This window comes from Mesorhizobium sp. URHB0026, from assembly GCF_054059755.1.
Genome location: NZ_JBSSCN010000001.1, coordinates 3,598,759 through 3,615,221, shown reverse-complemented (window position 1 = coordinate 3,615,221; position 16,463 = coordinate 3,598,759). Strand labels below are relative to the sequence as shown.

Genomic DNA, 16,463 nt, shown 5'->3' with positions numbered 1-16,463 from the left:
ATCATGGACTGTCACCATGATTCCCTAGCCCCACCCGGAACCGGTCCTTCGGCTGGGGCCGGCGTCGGATGTTCCGCCTCGAACCGGCGATAGGCCGGCAGCTGATTGGTCCACACGTCCTCGGCCAGCTCATTGACCCATTCGCGGTCGTGATCGTTGTCGGCGGCAAGGTAAAACATCCTGTTGTCGTCGACATAGGGCTTGGCCACGGAGCGCTGGTTGAGCACCAGGGTGACGCGTTCGCCGAACTGGATCGGCGCCGTGCGGTGCAGGACGCCGAGGAACTGCCCGAGCGTCGCATATCTCATCTTGTGATCGATGCGCATGATGCGGTTGCGCGGAATCTCGCGGCCGGATTCGAGAATGGCGCGGCCGGTCTCGGAATCGTCGCAATAGATTTCGAGATGGCCGCCGACCAGCGGATCGCTGATCGACAGCGGAATGAGTTCGGTGACCGGAACGCCGTCGCAATGCCATTCGACGGCGCCATCCCTGGGATTCATGAAGGTGACGGTCGAACCCACGATCGACAGCGGATAGGGTTCCAGCTTCGTGCCCATCATGTCGGACAGGCTCTCCAAGCGCAACTTGTCGTTCAGCAACTCCTTGATTTCAGGTATGAAACGGTCGGCGCCGGTGATGAAGGTCAGATCGAGGTGCTTGTGCACGGCATGGCTGGCCTTGAGCTTCAGGGCGGCCTCCTCGATCGCGGCAAGCAGTGCCGGATCATAGCCGTGCAGATACTGCGCAACGCCGAAGCTCGACACCTTCCAGGCGGTTTCGTGGCCGATAATGGCCTCGCGGCTCATCGCATAGCGCAATTCGGGTATCGTATGGGCGTTCATTGTACTTCTCCAAGTGGGGGCAAACACTTGGTTAACAGTCAATTAAATTAGCACCCCCTGTAAAATTAGGAATGCTAGTGCTACCGTAAGCCAAGCTTAAGGTCGAAACCGTGCGTCTGCTCAGTCAGGTCAACCTCAATTCGTTGAAAATCGTGGAGAGTGCTGCGAGGCACGGCAATTTCACGCGTGCCGGAGAAGAACAGTTCATCACCGCTTCGGCGGTCAGCCAGCGCGTCAAGAGCCTGGAGGACCAGCTGCGTTTCAAGATTTTCCAGCGAGGCGGCAATGCGGTGTCGCTGACGCCGGAGGGCGAGACCTATGTCTCGCGCGTTCGCGAGGCGCTGGAGCGTATCGTCGCCGCCAGCATGGAAGCGACCGGGCAATCACAGGAACATGTGCTGAAAATATCCGTGCTGCCGACATTTGCCGCGCGCTGGCTGTTTCAGCGCCTGCCGCTGTTCCAGCAGCAACATCCCGATATCGTGATGCGGGTTTCGACCTCGTACGCGACGCATGAGTTCACGACTTCCGAATTCGATCTGGAAATCCGCTATGGCGACGGCCATTTCAACGGACTGCCGTCCGACCTGCTGTTTCGGGAAGACCTGACCCCGGTGTGCAGCCGCAAATTGTTCCATGAGGTTCTCGGCGACAAGCCGGTGTCGAAGGTGACGCCGGACGACCTCAAGCACTTCACGCTGCTGCATTCCGACACCTGCACCCAGAACTGGCAATCCTGGCTTGGTTTCGCCGGGGCCAGTTTTGTGCTCAGCGAGACCAAAAGCATCTATTTCGACTCGTGCATGATGTCCTACGAGGCGGCCAATGCCGGAATGGGTTTTGCCATCGCCAACCGTGCCTATATGGCCAGCGACATCCGCGCCGAGAGGCTGGTCGCGCCCTTTGCGGTCCATCATCCGAACACGGCCGGCTGGTATTTCGTCTCGCCCCACAAGAGCCTTGCCACGCGCAAGGTGCTGCGGTTCAAGCAATGGGTGATGGCGGAAGCGGCTCAGACACAGAGCCAATTGGATGGCGAAGTCTCCGGCCTGGCTTCGGCGGCTGTCTGAAAATGCTGCGATAGTCCGCTCCAACCGTTCGCTGTCGAATTTAGAACGAAACCATCTGGATCAGGCGAAAGCCCTGCCCTCTTCGGTGCGCTGGAAATGCGCCAGATCGAGCGGCACTGAGGGGCGGCCCAGGACCGTCAGGATCATATGCGCCTGGCCGCGGTGATGGGTCTGGTGATTGAAGACATGAGCCAGCGCGGGCGCCAGGCGTTGCGAGACGGTGCGCATGTCCGATACGGTCATATAGGTGAAACGACCCGACAGCGCCTTGTCGCCCAACCCGCCGAGCCAGTCGATAATCCGCCGGTCCTCGGCCTCGCGCGCTGTCCTCAGGACAGGCAAGGCCCGGAACAATACAGCGTCCAATGTCGTCGGCGCGGCGCCTTCGCCGGTGAAGCGCTTCATCCAGATGCGATCGGCGGCGAGCAGGTGGTTGAGCGTGCCCATCAGCGAGCCGAAGAAGGCGCCGACGTCGCGATTGAACTCCTCGTCGTTGAGATCGTCGGCGGCATCGTAGATGCGGCCGTTGGCCCATTGATTGTATGCCGCAAACATCGTGAAGTGCTGTTTCATTTTTTCCCGCCGGGCCTGTTTCGGGTGTCGGGAGCGATACCTAGACTGCAAAGGAACCCGCGCCAATGACCATTCTGCTTTATGATCTCGTCGGGCGTGACGAGGGCCGTCCGTTCAGTCCGCACTGCTGGAAGGCAACAATGGCGCTGGCCCACAAGGGGCTCGATATCTCGACCGCGCCGACGCGTTTTCTCGAAGTGCCCGCCGTCGAGGGCGGCGTTTCGAAAACCGTTCCGGTGATCCGCGACGGCGACAAGGTCGTCACCGATTCCTTTGCCATCGCGCTCTATCTCGAAGAGGCCTATCCCGATCGGCCTAGCCTGTTTGGCGGCGAAGGCGGCAAGGCGATGGCGCGCTTCATCGAGCGCTGGTCGCAATCGAACATCCACCCTTACGTCACCACAGCGGCGCTCGTCGACCTTCATGCCATGCAAGACGAACAGAATGGCTCGTATTTCCGCAAGAGCCGGGAGCAGCGCTTCCGCAAGCGGCTGGAGGACGTCGTCGCCGCACGCGACGCCGGCCTGGCAACCTTCCGGGCGGTGCTGGAGCCGCTGCGCTCCATGTTGAGCTACCAGCCGTTCATCGGCGGCGCCTCGCCGCTGTTCGCCGACTATATCGTCTTCGGCGCACTGCAATGGGCGCGCATCGCATCGCCTTACAAGTTGCTCGAAGACAGCGACGTGGTGGCGCAGTGGTTCACCCGCTGCCTCGACCTGCATGGCGGGGTTGGACGAAAGGTTTCGGCGGCGGCGTGACGCCGCAACGGCCTTCTATCCGCAGGGCAGCTCGAGCACCGTCAACCTGTTGCGAAATCAGGGGCCGAACAGCTGACCTTACTTCGCAGCCTACTTTGGCTTGCTGGCTTTCGGCTTGCTGGCTTTGGCGATGAGCTTTTCTTGCTTGGGCGGGGCTTTTGCCTTGCCGGCGCCAGATGCCTTCTTGGCCGGCTTCTTGCCCACCGTCGGCTTCCCCGCGTCCTCCCGGTCGACGTCGGCTGCCGCCTGGTGCCAATGGCGTTCGTGCTGACCGGGCGGGTGCCCTTCTTCCTGCCAGATCTGATGTGCACGGTTGCGAATGCGCTCCTGACGATCGTCTGTCATGGTCATGTTGTCTCCATTCGGGCCGACTTCAGCGCGGCGCCGACCTGGCGACTATAGCAAGCAAACTGTTGCTGTGCAGCCGTCTGATCCCACCGGCCGACGGGATCAGCCACGGAAGCACCGACCATTCCGGCGCTGCGCTGTCGCTCCGGGCGTTTGTCGTCCGGTAAGCCAAGCAATTGGCTTTCCGGATGCCTGCCGGACCACTCCTCACCCCCGCTCCTCACCCCTCTTGGCAATCAGCCGGGCGGCTTGTATAGAGCCCGCCACTCTCAATTCGAATTCAGACAAGGACGACCCATGGCGCTCGAACGCACTTTTTCCATGATCAAGCCGGATGCAACGCGGCGCAATCTCACCGGCGCCATCACCAGGATGCTGGAAGAGGCCGGCCTACGCGTTATCGCCTCGCGCCGGGTGTGGATGAGCCGCCGAGAGGCGGAGGGCTTCTACGCCGTCCACAAGGAGCGCCCGTTCTTCGGCGAGCTGGTGGACTCCATGTCCTCGGGCCCGACCATCGTGCAGGTGCTGGAAGGTGAGAACGCCATCGCCAGGAACCGCGAAGTGATGGGCGCCACCAATCCGGCCAGTGCCGCCGAAGACACCATCCGCAAGGTGCATGCACTCTCGATCGGTGAGAACTCGGTGCACGGCTCGGATGCGCCGGAAACGGCCGCGCAGGAGATTAAGTACTGGTTCTCCGATACCGAGATCGTCGGCTGAGCCGACACTGCACGTTGCATGCGAGAAGGCCGGTGTTTCGCCGGCCTTTTTCTTTGCTGGCGGTCAATTCTCGCGCACGAATCGCAGCATATCGGCATGCAGCCGATCCATATGCGTGGACATGAGGCCATGCGGCGGCCTCATGAACGAGGAACGGCAGTCCGGAATGAGCCGGGCCGACGGAATGCCCGTCAATTCGATGGGCGCCGAGCGATCGCGGTTGCCATGGACCAACAAGGTCGGGCACCAAGCCGAAGACGAAGAAGTCGGCGATCCTGTCCAGCATGACCGTTTCCCTTGCCCAGATCAGTCACGTGGCCAGTTGGGGGAAGGATTGCTGTCGTACCGTGACGCCAGCACGGTATTATTCGGATGGCGGCCGCTTCCAGCGCCGGGCTGCCTGCGTATCGGTTTCCTTGGCCTCGACCCAGCCGCCTTCGGAGCCGTCGGTGCGATGTTCCTTCTTCCAGAAGGGTGCACGCGACTTGAGGTAGTCCATAAGGAAGTCCGCCGCCTCGAACGCCGCCTGGCGGTGCGCCGAAGCGGCCACCACCAGCACGATGTTCTCCCCCGGCGCGATCTTGCCATGGCGATGGATGACGGTGAGGCCTTGCAGCGGCCAGCGTTCGCCAGCTTCGGTCGCGATGCGGCCGATCTCGGCTTCAGCCATGCCCGGATAGTGCTCAAGTTCAAGTGCCGAGAGCGCGCCCTGCTCGTCGCGGCACAGGCCTGAGAAGGTGACCACCGCGCCAATGTCGACGCGCCCTTGGGTCAGTGCGGCGATCTCGGCGGCGACGTCGAAATCCTGGCGCTGAATGCGCACGGTCGCTACCAGGACGGCCGACATGAGTGTCAGCCCCCGGTCATCGGCGGGAACAGCGCGATTTCGCGCGCGCCCGATATCTTCTCGCGGTGGTCGACATGTTCCTGGTTGATGGCAACGCGGATCACGTCGGGATATTGCAGTGCGTGTTCGTAGCCTTCGCCGCGCGACCGCAGCCAGCGCAAGAGGTCGGCGACCGTCTCTATGCCGGCCGGCAGTTCAACATCTTCTTCCGGCATGCCGATCCGTTCGCGAACCCAGGCAAAGTAGATGAGACGGGTCGTCATCTCACTCGTCCATGATGTGCTTGAGGCCGGCGCGGAAATAGTCGTAGCCGGTGTAGAGCGTCACGAGGGCCGCGATCCACAGCAGCACGAGACCGGTCTGCGTTGTCAGCGGGAAGACCTTGTCGCCCGCCGGCCCCGCCAGCAGGAAAGCGATTGCGACCATCTGAATGGTGGTCTTCCACTTGGCGAGCTGCGTCACCGGCACCGAGACCTTGAGTGCCGCCAGATATTCGCGCAGGCCAGAAACCAGGATTTCGCGGCACAGGATGATGATGGCCGCCCACAACGACCAGCCGGCGATGCCGGCATGGCGGTCGGTGTCGGCCGCAAGCAGCAAGAGGCACGTGGCGACCAGCAGCTTGTCGGCGATCGGGTCGAGCATCTTGCCGATGTTGGAGGTCTGCTGCCAGGCACGCGCAAAATAGCCGTCGAAATAATCGGTAACGGACGCCAGCAGGAAAATGACCAGCGCCGACCAGCGAGCGAAGTCGCTCGATTTCAGATGGCCTTCGAGAAAAAAGCACAACACGACCAGCGGCACCGCGACGATACGGGCGTAGGTCAGTATATTAGGCAGGTTGAACGCGCGCTGGGCCATGTCTGGTGGACTCTTTCTGCCTGCGTACTCAAATCAGAAGCTGTTGTAGGGGGTCAACAGGCCAGATTCGACTGGCCAGCTGAAAGTGGCGAATTTTTTCAACTATCGTGGAAATGATTGTAGACCAATTTGGCAACCTGCTCGGAAATGCCGTCGACTTTCCTTAGATCCTCGATGGCGGCGCGGCTGACCGCCTTGGCGGTTCCGAATGCCAGCAGCAGGGCACGCTTGCGGCCGGGACCGATGCCGGCGATTTCATCGAGCGGGCTCTTGACCATCTCCTTCTTGCGGCGGGCCCGGTGCGAGCCGATGGCGAAGCGGTGGACTTCGTCGCGCAACCGCTGGACGAAATAGAGCACGGGGTCGCGCACCGGCAATGAAAACGAGTCCCTGCCCCTGACGAAGAAACGCTCGCGGCCGGCGTCGCGGTCCTGGCCCTTGGCGATGCCGATGGCGACGACCCGGTCCTCGATGCCGAGATCCGACAGGATCTTGCGCACCGCCGTCATCTGGCCCTGACCGCCATCGATCAGGATGACGTCCGGCCATGCCGGGAAGCTGCCGGAAATGTCGTCCTCGATATCGTCGCCCGCCTCGGCCGCCCTCGCTTCACCCGCTGCCGCATCCTCAGCCATGGCGACATCGCCATGCTCCTTGAGCAGCCGCGAAAAACGCCGCTCCATCACTTCGCGCATCATGCCGAAATCATCGCCCGGCGTGATCTCGGTCGAGCGGATGTTGAATTTTCTGTACTGGTTTTTCACAAAGCCTTCCGGCCCGGCGACGACCATGGCGCCGACGGCGTTGGTGCCCATGATGTGCGAATTGTCGTAAACCTCGATGCGCACCGGCGGCTTGGCGAGGCCAAAGGTCTCGGCGAAACCGGCAAGCAACCGCGCTTGCGTCGAGGTTTCGGCCAGCCGACGGCCGAGGGCCTCACGCGCATTCTGCAGGGCGTTGTCGGTCAGGTCCTTCTTCTCGCCGCGCTGTGGTACGGAAATCCCCACCTTGCGGCCGGCGCGGGTCGAGAGCGCCTCGGCCAGCAGGTCCTGGTCATCGACGGGCCGCGACAAGAGAATGGCACGTGGTGTCGGCTTGTCGTCATAAAACTGCGCCAGGAACGAGCCCAGCACTTCCGATCCCTCCAGCGCCGGATCGGCCTTCGGGAAATAGGCGCGGTTGCCCCAGTTCTGGCCAGTGCGGAAGAAAAACACCTGGATGCAGACCTGGCCGCCTTCCTGGTGGATGGCGAACACATCGGCCTCGTCGACGGTCGCCGGGTTGATGCCCTGATGGCTCTGGACGTGCGACAGGGCCGCCAGACGGTCGCGATAGATGGCGGCGCGCTCGAAATCGAGGTCTTGCGAAGCCTGCTGCATGGCAGCCGAAATCTCGGTCTTCACCTTCTGGCTGCGGCCGGACAAAAAGTCCTTCGCTTCGGCGACCAACTCGGCATAGCCCTCATGCGAAATTTCGCCGGTGCACGGACCCGCGCAGCGCTTGATCTGGTAGAGCAAGCATGGCCGCGTGCGGTTCTCGTAGAAAGAATTGGTGCAGCTTCTGAGCAGGAAGGCGCGCTGCAGGGAATTGATGGTGCGGCCGACGGCACCGGCCGAGGCAAAGGGGCCGAAATAGTCGCCCTTGCGCGACCGCGCGCCGCGATGCTTGTAAATGCCGGGCGAGACATGGTCGCCGGTCAAAAGGATATACGGGAACGACTTGTCGTCCCGCATCAGCACATTGAATCGCGGCCGCAAACGCTTGATGAGATTGGCTTCGAGCAGCAGCGCCTCGATCTCGGTGCGGGTGACGACGAACTCCATCGTCGACGTCTCGCGCACCATGCGGCCGATGCGGCTGGTGTGGAATCTGCCTTGTGCGTAGTTGGTGACACGCTTCTTCAGGCTGCGCGCCTTGCCGACGTAGAGCACGTCGCCGGCGGCGTTCATCATCCGGTAGACGCCGGGCGCATTGGGCAGCCGCTTGACCAGCGTCTGGATCACCTCGGCGCCGACCATGCCTTCGGCGTCGCCTGCATGCGGCGTCCAGTCGATGGCCGTGAAGGCGACATCCGGGCCAACCGGTTCGACGATCTCCTCCAGCGCCTCGTCCTCAAGGTCGATTTCGGGTGGAAGATCATCGGCGCCGCCGCGCGCCTTGTTCTTGTGATCCAAATGACTCATTCCGCCATGCCTGTCACATCGGGCGTCTGCCATGCAAGATGCTGGCCGCCGTCGAGCGCGATCATCTGACCGGTGACCGAGCGCGCCTGCCAGAGATAGCGGATGGTGGCGCCGAATTCAGGCAATTCCGGGCCGCGCCTCAGAATGAGGCCAGCGACCTGCGCGTCAAAATCCGAATCGTCCTGGCGCACGTTCTTCAGCGTCGGGCCTGGCCCAATCGCATTGACGCGGATGCGCGGCCCGAGCGCCTGGGCCAACATCTGCGTCTGCGTCCACAATGCCGATTTCGATAGCGCATAGGAAAAATAGCGCGGCGTCGGCCGCCAGACGCGCTGGTCGATGATGTTGACGATCATCCCCTCCTGCCCTTCCGGCAAGGAGCGGGCGAAGTTCTGGGCCAACAGCGCCGGGCTTTTCAGGTGAATGGCAAAATGGCGGTCCCAGGCGCGCCAGTCGAAATCCTCGACGGAATCATCGACGAAGAGCGAAGCATTGTTGACCAGCAGCGAGATTGGGCCCAGAGCGGCCTCCGCCTGGCCGACGAGGTCGCCGACGGCATCCATGTCGGTCAGGTCGGCCGCAACCACGGCGGCGCGGCCGCCCGACCGGTTGATCCCCGCCGCCAGCGCATCCGCCGCATCGTGCGAGCGATTGGAATGGACGGCGACCGCAAAGCCATGGCTGGCGAGGTCCTCGACAATCGCCTTGCCGATCCGTTTCGCCCCACCGGTCACCAGCGCCACGGCAGTGGCTTTGCTCATATGTGTCAATCCTCAATTTCGGCCGAAAACGCGACGCCGACGAAATATGGCCCGCCATGCGTTAAACGGCGTTCGCACCTGGGGCAACATTGTGGCGAAGTGCCTAGTTCGAGGTGCCGGGTCGTCTTGGACTCGGAACCGCAGGACCGCAATATAGGTCGCTGGAGTCCTTGCACCAAGCCGCGTGCAGCGCAGCACGAACTTGCTGCTGACATTTCGCTGTTGCGAAGATGCAACGTCAAGGTTCTGCCTCATTCGCGCCGGGGAATGACCCAAGTTCAGGTTCGGTTCAGCCGCATTTTGACACGACATTTGGAACCGACGAACGCCAGATCCGTTTCACCCCCCGGACGGGTCGATGGCGATCGTGAGAAACAAGCCTGTGTCCTGTGGCTTAAGGAGTAAAGAACAATGCAAGCCAATCTCAAATTCGCACGGCCGCTGGCTGTTGCGCTTGGGCTCTTCGCCCTCGGTGGTACCGCTTATGCTGCGGACGTCGTTTCGGAAGAGCCGCCGGCACCCGCTCCGGTTGTCGAACTTCCGGTCGCCTCGTGGGCCGGTCCCTATGCCGGTATCAACCTTGGCTACGGCTTCGGCGGCAAGACCAAGGAAAAGGATTTCGGCGTTTCGACCGATACCAAGGGTTTTGTCGGCAGTGTCTTCGGCGGCTATCAGTGGCAGCAGGAGAACTTCGTGTACGGCGGTGAAGCCGAACTCGGCTACAACGGCGTCAAGGGTGACGATAACGGCATCCACTCCAAGGGCGGCATCGAAGGCTCGCTGCGTGCCCGTCTCGGCTACGCCGTGACCCCGGAAATCCTGCTCTACGGCACCGGCGGTCTCGCCGGCAGAAGCCTGAAGGTGGAAGACTCGGTCATTCCTGCCAGCGACACCGCCACCATGCTCGGCTGGACCGCTGGCATCGGCACCGACATCAAGCTGACCGACAATGTCTTCGGCCGCGTCGAGTATCGCTACACCGACTTCGGCAGCAAGAGCTTCGACGGTATCGGCAAGGTCAAGGCGACGGACAACCGCGTCACCTTCGGCCTCGGTATGAAGTTCTAAGTCGTTCAAGCCACGACACGAAAAGCCGGGCTTCGCGCCCGGCTTTTTTATGCCGGTCGTTCAGGCCGGAACGGCGGACTTCAGCTCCGGGAATTTTTCGTCGAAACGCGCCGCCCAGCGGGTTAACCGGCCGCGCCCCTTCTCCCACCGACCGCCAAAGCGCAGCGAGAGATAGCCGAGGCAGGCACGCAATGCCAACTGACCGGCCGTGATCTTCTTCGGCAGCTTTGGCGGATTGGCATTGAGCAGATCGAGTGCTGCCGTGATCTTCGCCCACTGGCGATCGAGCCAGGGCTGATAGACCATCTCTTCAGGCCGGGTGCGGCGTTCGTAGACCATCGACAGCGCGCAATCGCAGATACCGTCGGCCAGCGCCTCCAGCACTTCCGCTTCCAGACGCTTGTCGGGATTGCGCGGAAACAACGCGTTCTTCGAAAGCCGGTTGAGGTGCTGGGTGATGGCGCGGCTGTCGTGAACCGAACGGCCATCGTCGAGCACCAGCACCGGGATCTTGCCGAGCGGATTGGCGCCGATCAGTTCGGCCGGCCTGTCCTCGGTCTTGACCGGCACCTCATCGAGGGTGATCCCGGCATAGGCCGCGGCCATCCTTACCTTGGAGCTGTAGGGAGAGCTGGACGCGTAGAGCAGCTTCGGCATGATCCGTTTCCTGTTTGCAAGCATACAGTGTTGACCGCAGGACTGTCGCGATCAATTGCCAGACTGCAAAAAAACAGCGGCCAGAAACCGGCTGCGGTTTCCGCCGTGGCATCACGACAAGCTTGATACCGGTACTGTGGAAAGTATCAGCAGGCCACGACAACAAGCCGCCGATTCGAACGTGCGCCCACACTGCCCTGGCACCCATGCTTCGCAGGCGCTAAGCGTCACGCCGATACCTTCGCCAACCGCCGCGAGGAGCGAAAGAGTTGGGCGAGCGAGGCAGCCAACCGGCGCCTCGCTTTGCTTGCCCCTCGGCCCCTTCCCGACGCTCAGCCCAGAGGGCTGAACCCGTTGCCGAACATACTGAGCGTCAGAGCGTCCTTGCCGGATCCCGAAGGACACGCGACGCCCCAACGATCCGTCTACTTCTTGGTCGGAGCCTTCGCCTTCGCAGGCGCTGCCTTTGCCTTCGGCGCCGCGGCTTTCTTCACCGCCGGCTTGGTCGCGGCGGCGGCTGCTTTCGCAGCTGGCTTGGCCGCCGGCTTCTTGGCCGGTGCCGCTTTTGCTGCCGGCCTCGCCGAAGTTTTCGCGGGAGCCGCCTTCTTGGCAGCGGGTTTGGCTGCGGGTTTGGCCGCCGCCTTGGCTGCAGGCTTCTTGGCCGGCGCCGGCTTCGCCGCGGCTTTCGCTGGCGCTGCCTTCTTCACTGCCGGCTTCGCGACAGCCTTGGCTGCCGCCGGCTTCTTAGCCGGTGCTGCCTTCGCTGCCGGCTTTGCCGGCGCCTTGGCAGGCGCTGCTTTCTTCACTGCAGCTGCGGCCTTCGCCGCGACCGCTTTTGCGGGTGCTTTCTTTGCCGGTGCCTTGGATGCCGGCGCTTTAGATGACTGCTTAGCCATGTCATGCCCCTTCACGTTATGCCGATGGCCGTGAATGACCCCGGCGCGCAATGCATATCTGACTCGCGTCTCGCTAGCCAGCGAAGCAATGGTATGATTTTCTCAACTTAAATTTTGGTTGCGATCCATACACAATCACACTCATCATCGCAAAATCCGCTGCTGATCTTCCGACGTCGCCAGCAAATCGATGCCGGCGTTCCCGATGCGATCTCGCCATCAAGATCCGAAGATTAGCGAGCCGCTTCACGCATGATCTTTGGGGGTGAACATCATGACCCGCCGCGTCATCGAGGTGATCATCTTTTGCAGGTGCGCGGTTCGCGCGGATCACGAGCGCGATGCGACGCTCGACCTGAAGATCACCTTGTCAAGCATGTTCCGAGCATCGGCTTTCCGACTGACAGAATACTCTGTGGTACAGAATATTCTGTCAACGAGATATGATCGCCTTCGGTTTCGGCCATACAGAAGCAAGTGACACAGCAAAGTCGCCAAGCCATATTGCCACAACCGAAGGCTTTGCCGCATTGGAGCCTATTGATGAGCGCCGACGACATTATCCACCAGAGTACACGGCTCAGGATCATGGCCGTCCTGAACACGCTGGAAAGGCGCGAGGCCCTGGAGTTCATCCAGTTGAAAGCCATGATCGAAGTCACCGACGGCAATCTCGGAGCACATCTCGATACGCTGGCCAGGGCTGGCTATGTCGATATTGAAAAGCTTTTCGTCGGACGTCGACCGCAGACACGGATCAAGGCCACGACGGCCGGGCGGCGGGCCTTTCGCGGTCACATTGCCTATCTTCGCAAGATCATCGATCAGGCAGAGGCAACGCGTCGTAGAAAATAACAAGCGACGAGCCTTGGCTCACCGCCTCACGATACGGTGAGCCGCCCGTGCGCGGATCGCGGCGATCGGACCGGCAGGCCCGAGCGCGAAGGCGGCCACCACGACGCCATACGCCAGAAGCGCAAACAGGCCGCCGCCCAGCGCCTTCCAGGTTTCCGGTGCCCGAGCATCGACAACAAGGTTGCAGCGAAAGGCGATGAAGATCGCCGGCAGCAATGCGCCATAGCCAGCAGGACCCAGGCGGTATAGGCGCCGACATTGCCCGCCGCACGAACGCCGATCGCGACGGCGGTCGATTGCCCGAACGTGAAATCTGGTTGACGATACATCCCGACCTTCGCCACCTCGCACGCGACGCGACGGTGATCGACTGGATCGAACGCACCATCACGAAACTGGGACGGATGTCCATTCCGGTTTAGCTGGATCAGGTTGAGAGAACCCTCAGCGCAGGACGCGGCAAAGGCCGTTATAGACCATCCAGCGGTCGAAGCCAGAGACGCAGAACTCGACATTGTCGCCGATCGAGGCAAAGCCCTGGCCTTCCTCGATCAGATAGAAGATCGACCGGTCCCGGCCATCCGACAGGCTGACGGTTGCCCGGCAATAGTGACGGCCGATCGGCCATTCCTCGCTCGCCTGCTGATAGCGGTGCTGGCGAATGTCGCGAAAATCGGTGATGGCGACGTCAGGCAGATGAGGCACGTGATGCACCTGGTAGGAGAACCGATGCGTGATCTTGCTCAGCACCCATGTGTCGCCACAGACGCTGCCATCGTCCTCAGTATAGACGCCGAGGTCGGCCGCCTGGACCACCCGGGTGATACCGAGAGGCGCGGCAAGGGGCGTGCAGAGCGAAATCAGGGCAGCAAGTGCGGATTTGGCGAAGCGAGTCATGGCAGCCTCTCGATGTCGATTGCGTGCACTGTGCGGATTCGCTCGGCGGCGGTCAAGCGGTTGCCGAAACAATGGTTTCCAGAAACCGGCGCCGGGCAGTTGCTGTAAGCAGCAACCCGCAGGTAACGGCTAGGTTCCCCGCGGACTGATCGTGCGGTCGGATGGAACGCGGCGATGGAAACTGACTATCCCGGCGGGACCTGCTCGCCGGCCAACCATTCCAGCGACCAATGGGCCGGCTTGCCCACGGCGAGCAATTTGTGCAGTGCCGGCAGTATGGTTTGCAGTTCGCCTTCCAGCGTGAAGGGCGGATTGACCACCACCATGCCGGTTCCATCGAGGCTGGGATCGGAAGAAGCCGGCCTGATCTCGAATTCTATGTCGAGGATTTTCGAGATGCCGGATTGCTTCAGCGCTTTCCTGAAGGCGATCACCGCCTTGCGGTCCTTGATTGGATACCACAGCGCGTAGATGCCGCTGGGCCAGCGCCTGTGCGCCTTCACCAGCCCGTCGACGATGCGGCCGAACTCACCCTCTTCCTCGAAGGGCGGATCGATGAGCACCAGACCGCGCTTTTCTTTCGGCGGCAGGTGCGCTCCGAGCGCAAGCCAGCCGTCCAGCTCCATCACCTTTGTCTGGAAATCGCCGGCGAACTCCGTCTTCAGCCTGGCGGCGTCTTTCGGGTGCAGTTCGATCGCCGACAACCGGTCCTGTTTGCGCAGGAGATTGCGCGCGAGCAGCGGCGAGCCCGGATATTTCCTCACGCCGCCCTCGGGATTGAGCGAGCGCACCGCCGCCAGATAAGGCGCCAGCAACGCCGCCGCCTTCGCGTCGAAAGAGGCATCGACCAGCCTGCCTATGCCACCCTGCCACTCGCCGGTCTTGTGCGCTTCGAGTGACGACAGATCGTAGCGGCCAATTCCGGCATGCGTGTCGATGACGCGAAACGCCTTGTCCTTCTGCTTCAGGTAGTCGAGCAGGCGCGTCAGCACGACATGCTTGACGACATCGGCAAAATTGCCGGCGTGGTAGGCGTGGCGGTAGTTCACGTGGGCCCCCTGCCCCAACGTGGCGGCGGCGGCTGCGAATTCGGATTTTCCGGTCGCCCGCCAGCAGAACGCAAGGACAGCAAGAAACCGATCAGGCCGACCGCCATCAGCGAGAAGCCTATCGGCCGCGCGCGGCCGTCGATTTCCCCGGCACCGGAGCGCAAGACAAGGTCGACCGCTCGCATCGGTATGTCCTCCGCATCGCCTGGGCCGACCGTGAAGACGTAAGCGCCAGGGCTGACGGTGGCGATCAGGCCAGCCTCGTCGCGGAAGATCTTGTCGGGCAGTTGCGGGCTGGCCTGACGCGGATTGTCCACGTGGTTGAACTGCAGCGTCGACGCAAGCACCGTGTGGCCATTGGTGGCCGCGGTCAGCGTCAACACCGTGCGCTGCTGCGAAACGATGCGTTCGGCCCTCGCGGTCAGGTCCACCAGCACCCGCACCGGCGCATCGCGACCCCTAAGCGATACGGTCAGCGGCTTGAATCGGCCCTGCCCGTAGACCCGCCAGGTGCCGATTTCCCGGCCGGAAAAATTTGCCATTGCCCAGGGATACATGAGACCGATGCCGGTGCCGGCCAACAGGATCAGGACGAAGAGAAAGCGCATTCAGGCGGTCACCTTGCAATCAAACCTTGCCGGACGGTCGGCTTATATCGGCACCGTCGCGCAGGCGTTCCATTTCGTCCAGCAGCATGTCGAGGCCGAGTTCGAAGGTCTTGTCGAATTCGGCGGCGCCAAAAAAACGCCCGGCCTCCACGACGTTTGGATAGTCCCTGGCAAGTTGATCGTCGCTGACCGTGTTCACCGCGGACGGGCCTCTGGAATAGCCCGCGTTCTCGTCCAGCACCGCGCCCATCAGATAATAACCCACGGCGCGGAAGAGCCGCGCACCGCGTTCCGCATCGAAGCCGCCATCCTTGAACAAGCCGATAATGCCGTTCAACCAGGCAAGGCAAGTCGGGGAATTCATCCGGTAGGTAACAATGAAAGTGGAATAGGCGGGATGCTCGCGGCCGATGCGGCGGAAATCGTCGGCGGCAACACGCATTCTTTGCCGCCAGGGAAGGCTGGCGTCGGGCACTTCAAGGGCGCCAATCAGCCGGTCGATCAGCGCCTCGTGCAGATGCGCCACCGAGGGGAAGTGATGGTAGATGCTCATGGCCTCGCAGCCGAGCGCGGCGGCGAGCTTGCGCATCGAAAAGCCGGAAAGGCCCTCCCTCTCGATCACCTCGAAGGCCGCGTCCTCGATCATTTCGCGCGACAGACGCCCGCGCGCTCTCTGTTTCGTGATTGATTGATCCATAGCGCCGCTTGACAACTTACAGTGTAAGGTTCATTTTCGCCGTCACCTTACATCGTAAGGCTAACAAAGACCAGAGGAGAAAACCATGTCGTACCATCGCATCGTCAAATCCGTGCAGTCTTCGTCCCAGCATGTGTTCCTGTCCGCCGCCGCGGCCTGTGTCCTGTCGCTTGGCTCCGCGCCTGCCCATGCCGACGACTATGATGCAACCCTCAAGGACATACAGTCGACCATGGGCGGCGTACCAAGCTTTGTAAAACAGTTTCCCAAAACCGGTCTGCCCGGTGCCTGGGCCGAGGTCAAGGCCATCGAGCTCAGCGACAAGACGGCGCTGCCGCCCAAGGTCAAATCGTTGATCTCCTTGGCCGTGGCGGCGCAGATTCCTTGCACCTACTGCATCTGGTCGGACACACAGGACGCCAAGCGCGCCGGCGCTACCAACGAGGAGATCCAGGAAGCCGTGGCGATGGCGGCGCTGACTCGCCACTGGAGCACTATCTTCAACGGCATGCAGGTCGATTTCGACACATTCAAGAAGGAAATGGGCCGGCAGTAAGCCGCTTACGGTCCCGAACGAGCGACCGTCTTGTCATTGTCCTGCCAGGGACCGCCGGCAGCCGCGAGCCGTCCCCTGGCACCAGCCATTTTACCCCGGCCACTCTGGCGGCTGCTCGTCGAGCACCATGATGGGGTCAAGCTTGTGGATTCGGATGATTTGCTGATCTATAGGATCACCCACCGAGAGATCCGCGACTGTCTCAGGCCGGCGG

20 protein-coding genes and 1 pseudogene are annotated in these 16,463 nt (G+C 62.0%); 6 read left to right on the top strand and 15 right to left on the bottom strand.

Annotated elements, in window-relative coordinates; translation table 11 throughout:
* Positions 1 to 11: 11 nt before the first annotated feature.
* Positions 12 to 845, bottom strand: a complete 834-nt coding sequence (locus ACVWWD_RS17630) for a hypothetical protein (protein ID WP_023782915.1) — start codon at positions 843 to 845, stop codon at positions 12 to 14.
* Between the two features lie 110 nt (positions 846 to 955).
* On the opposite strand from ACVWWD_RS17630, the gene ACVWWD_RS17625 reads away from it, so the two are divergent.
* Entirely contained in the window at positions 956 to 1,915 is a 960-nt protein-coding gene (locus ACVWWD_RS17625) for a LysR substrate-binding domain-containing protein (protein ID WP_457103216.1), read from the top strand.
* Between the two features lie 60 nt (positions 1,916 to 1,975).
* On the opposite strand, the gene ACVWWD_RS17620 is transcribed toward ACVWWD_RS17625, so the two are convergent.
* Positions 1,976 to 2,488 carry a DinB family protein gene (locus tag ACVWWD_RS17620; protein ID WP_023773430.1) on the bottom strand — a complete coding sequence of 171 codons (513 nt, stop codon included), beginning with the start codon at positions 2,486 to 2,488 and terminating at the stop codon, positions 1,976 to 1,978.
* Positions 2,489 to 2,553: 65 nt separating this feature from the next.
* Here ACVWWD_RS17620 and ACVWWD_RS17615 point away from each other — a divergent pair, with 65 nt between their 5' ends.
* The gene (locus tag ACVWWD_RS17615) at positions 2,554 to 3,246 is read left to right on the top strand and encodes a glutathione S-transferase family protein (protein WP_457103215.1); all 693 of its coding nucleotides are present in this window, start codon (positions 2,554 to 2,556) and stop codon (positions 3,244 to 3,246) included.
* Between the two features lie 90 nt (positions 3,247 to 3,336).
* Here ACVWWD_RS17615 and ACVWWD_RS17610 read toward each other — a convergent pair whose 3' ends face one another.
* A complete protein-coding gene (locus ACVWWD_RS17610) occupies positions 3,337 to 3,597 on the bottom strand; it encodes a DUF2934 domain-containing protein (protein ID WP_352546600.1) in 261 nt (86 codons plus the stop codon).
* Between the two features lie 294 nt (positions 3,598 to 3,891).
* On the opposite strand from ACVWWD_RS17610, the gene ndk reads away from it, so the two are divergent.
* Positions 3,892 to 4,314, top strand: a complete 423-nt coding sequence (gene ndk / locus ACVWWD_RS17605) for a nucleoside-diphosphate kinase (protein WP_023773427.1) — start codon at positions 3,892 to 3,894, stop codon at positions 4,312 to 4,314.
* Positions 4,315 to 4,678: 364 nt separating this feature from the next.
* On the opposite strand, the gene ACVWWD_RS17600 is transcribed toward ndk, so the two are convergent.
* From ACVWWD_RS17600 to ACVWWD_RS17580, 5 genes are all read right to left on the bottom strand, one after another.
* Positions 4,679 to 5,161 carry a molybdenum cofactor biosynthesis protein MoaE gene (locus ACVWWD_RS17600; protein WP_023782909.1) on the bottom strand — a complete coding sequence of 161 codons (483 nt, stop codon included), beginning with the start codon at positions 5,159 to 5,161 and terminating at the stop codon, positions 4,679 to 4,681.
* Between the two features lie 5 nt (positions 5,162 to 5,166).
* Entirely contained in the window at positions 5,167 to 5,424 is a 258-nt protein-coding gene (gene moaD / locus ACVWWD_RS17595; RefSeq protein WP_023773424.1) for a molybdopterin converting factor subunit 1, read from the bottom strand.
* Position 5,425: 1 nt separating this feature from the next.
* On the bottom strand, positions 5,426 to 6,022 hold the full coding sequence (gene pgsA / locus ACVWWD_RS17590; RefSeq protein WP_023773423.1) for a CDP-diacylglycerol--glycerol-3-phosphate 3-phosphatidyltransferase: 597 nt from the start codon (positions 6,020 to 6,022) through the stop codon (positions 5,426 to 5,428).
* Between the two features lie 98 nt (positions 6,023 to 6,120).
* Positions 6,121 to 8,205, bottom strand: coding sequence for an excinuclease ABC subunit UvrC (gene uvrC, locus ACVWWD_RS17585; protein ID WP_352546601.1), 2,085 nt, complete (start codon positions 8,203 to 8,205; stop codon positions 6,121 to 6,123).
* Entirely contained in the window at positions 8,202 to 8,966 is a 765-nt protein-coding gene (locus tag ACVWWD_RS17580; protein ID WP_352546602.1) for an SDR family oxidoreductase, read from the bottom strand. The genes uvrC and ACVWWD_RS17580 overlap by 4 nt, the downstream gene beginning before the upstream one ends.
* A gap of 411 nt (positions 8,967 to 9,377) precedes the next feature.
* Between ACVWWD_RS17580 and ACVWWD_RS17575 the strand changes: the two genes are divergently transcribed.
* Positions 9,378 to 10,034: an outer membrane protein gene (locus tag ACVWWD_RS17575; protein WP_352546603.1), complete on the top strand. Its 657-nt coding sequence runs from the start codon at positions 9,378 to 9,380 to the stop codon at positions 10,032 to 10,034.
* A gap of 60 nt (positions 10,035 to 10,094) precedes the next feature.
* Here the strand turns inward: ACVWWD_RS17575 and ACVWWD_RS17570 are convergent, their stop codons facing one another.
* Positions 10,095 to 10,691 (bottom strand): glutathione S-transferase family protein, encoded by a 597-nt coding sequence (locus ACVWWD_RS17570; protein ID WP_023773419.1) that lies wholly within the window; start codon positions 10,689 to 10,691, stop codon positions 10,095 to 10,097.
* 425 nt (positions 10,692 to 11,116) lie between these two features.
* On the bottom strand, positions 11,117 to 11,497 hold the full coding sequence (locus tag ACVWWD_RS17565; protein WP_457103214.1) for a hypothetical protein: 381 nt from the start codon (positions 11,495 to 11,497) through the stop codon (positions 11,117 to 11,119).
* Positions 11,498 to 12,130: 633 nt separating this feature from the next.
* Between ACVWWD_RS17565 and ACVWWD_RS17560 the strand changes: the two genes are divergently transcribed.
* Positions 12,131 to 12,442 (top strand): transcriptional regulator, encoded by a 312-nt coding sequence (locus ACVWWD_RS17560; protein WP_023773416.1) that lies wholly within the window; start codon positions 12,131 to 12,133, stop codon positions 12,440 to 12,442.
* A 51-nt stretch (positions 12,443 to 12,493) separates the two neighbouring features.
* Here ACVWWD_RS17560 and ACVWWD_RS17555 read toward each other — a convergent pair.
* The 5 genes and pseudogenes from ACVWWD_RS17555 to ACVWWD_RS17535 all read right to left on the bottom strand — a co-directional run.
* A pseudogene (locus tag ACVWWD_RS17555) lies at positions 12,494 to 12,738 on the bottom strand (EamA family transporter); the annotation flags it as partial.
* Between the two features lie 148 nt (positions 12,739 to 12,886).
* Positions 12,887 to 13,339, bottom strand: coding sequence for a hypothetical protein (locus ACVWWD_RS17550; protein WP_352546605.1), 453 nt, complete (start codon positions 13,337 to 13,339; stop codon positions 12,887 to 12,889).
* A gap of 185 nt (positions 13,340 to 13,524) precedes the next feature.
* Positions 13,525 to 14,388, bottom strand: a complete 864-nt coding sequence (locus ACVWWD_RS17545) for a 23S rRNA (adenine(2030)-N(6))-methyltransferase RlmJ (RefSeq protein ID WP_352546606.1) — start codon at positions 14,386 to 14,388, stop codon at positions 13,525 to 13,527.
* Entirely contained in the window at positions 14,385 to 14,996 is a 612-nt protein-coding gene (locus tag ACVWWD_RS17540; RefSeq protein ID WP_352546607.1) for a hypothetical protein, read from the bottom strand. The genes ACVWWD_RS17545 and ACVWWD_RS17540 overlap by 4 nt, the downstream gene beginning before the upstream one ends.
* A gap of 19 nt (positions 14,997 to 15,015) precedes the next feature.
* Positions 15,016 to 15,693, bottom strand: a complete 678-nt coding sequence (locus ACVWWD_RS17535) for a TetR/AcrR family transcriptional regulator (protein WP_023782902.1) — start codon at positions 15,691 to 15,693, stop codon at positions 15,016 to 15,018.
* An 85-nt stretch (positions 15,694 to 15,778) separates the two neighbouring features.
* Here ACVWWD_RS17535 and ACVWWD_RS17530 point away from each other — a divergent pair, with 85 nt between their 5' ends.
* Positions 15,779 to 16,249, top strand: a complete 471-nt coding sequence (locus ACVWWD_RS17530) for a carboxymuconolactone decarboxylase family protein (protein ID WP_352546608.1) — start codon at positions 15,779 to 15,781, stop codon at positions 16,247 to 16,249.
* Positions 16,250 to 16,463: the final 214 nt, after the last annotated feature.

What these genes read in the sequence shown, in the direction of transcription:
- ACVWWD_RS17630 (WP_023782915.1), bottom strand. Translation starts at nt 845, where the DNA reads ATGAACGCCCATACGATACCCGAATTGCGCTATGCGATGAGCCGCGAG.
- ACVWWD_RS17620 (WP_023773430.1), bottom strand. Translation starts at nt 2,488, where the DNA reads ATGAAACAGCACTTCACGATGTTTGCGGCATACAATCAATGGGCCAAC.
- ACVWWD_RS17615 (WP_457103215.1), top strand. Translation starts at nt 2,554, where the DNA reads ATGACCATTCTGCTTTATGATCTCGTCGGGCGTGACGAGGGCCGTCCG.
- ACVWWD_RS17610 (WP_352546600.1), bottom strand. Translation starts at nt 3,597, where the DNA reads ATGACCATGACAGACGATCGTCAGGAGCGCATTCGCAACCGTGCACAT.
- ndk (WP_023773427.1), top strand. Translation starts at nt 3,892, where the DNA reads ATGGCGCTCGAACGCACTTTTTCCATGATCAAGCCGGATGCAACGCGG.
- ACVWWD_RS17600 (WP_023782909.1), bottom strand. Translation starts at nt 5,161, where the DNA reads ATGTCGGCCGTCCTGGTAGCGACCGTGCGCATTCAGCGCCAGGATTTC.
- moaD (WP_023773424.1), bottom strand. Translation starts at nt 5,424, where the DNA reads ATGACGACCCGTCTCATCTACTTTGCCTGGGTTCGCGAACGGATCGGC.
- pgsA (WP_023773423.1), bottom strand. Translation starts at nt 6,022, where the DNA reads ATGGCCCAGCGCGCGTTCAACCTGCCTAATATACTGACCTACGCCCGT.
- uvrC (WP_352546601.1), bottom strand. Translation starts at nt 8,205, where the DNA reads ATGAGTCATTTGGATCACAAGAACAAGGCGCGCGGCGGCGCCGATGAT.
- ACVWWD_RS17580 (WP_352546602.1), bottom strand. Translation starts at nt 8,966, where the DNA reads ATGAGCAAAGCCACTGCCGTGGCGCTGGTGACCGGTGGGGCGAAACGG.
- ACVWWD_RS17575 (WP_352546603.1), top strand. Translation starts at nt 9,378, where the DNA reads ATGCAAGCCAATCTCAAATTCGCACGGCCGCTGGCTGTTGCGCTTGGG.
- ACVWWD_RS17570 (WP_023773419.1), bottom strand. Translation starts at nt 10,691, where the DNA reads ATGCCGAAGCTGCTCTACGCGTCCAGCTCTCCCTACAGCTCCAAGGTA.
- ACVWWD_RS17560 (WP_023773416.1), top strand. Translation starts at nt 12,131, where the DNA reads ATGAGCGCCGACGACATTATCCACCAGAGTACACGGCTCAGGATCATG.
- ACVWWD_RS17550 (WP_352546605.1), bottom strand. Translation starts at nt 13,339, where the DNA reads ATGACTCGCTTCGCCAAATCCGCACTTGCTGCCCTGATTTCGCTCTGC.
- ACVWWD_RS17540 (WP_352546607.1), bottom strand. Translation starts at nt 14,996, where the DNA reads ATGCGCTTTCTCTTCGTCCTGATCCTGTTGGCCGGCACCGGCATCGGT.
- ACVWWD_RS17535 (WP_023782902.1), bottom strand. Translation starts at nt 15,693, where the DNA reads ATGGATCAATCAATCACGAAACAGAGAGCGCGCGGGCGTCTGTCGCGC.
- ACVWWD_RS17530 (WP_352546608.1), top strand. Translation starts at nt 15,779, where the DNA reads ATGTCGTACCATCGCATCGTCAAATCCGTGCAGTCTTCGTCCCAGCAT.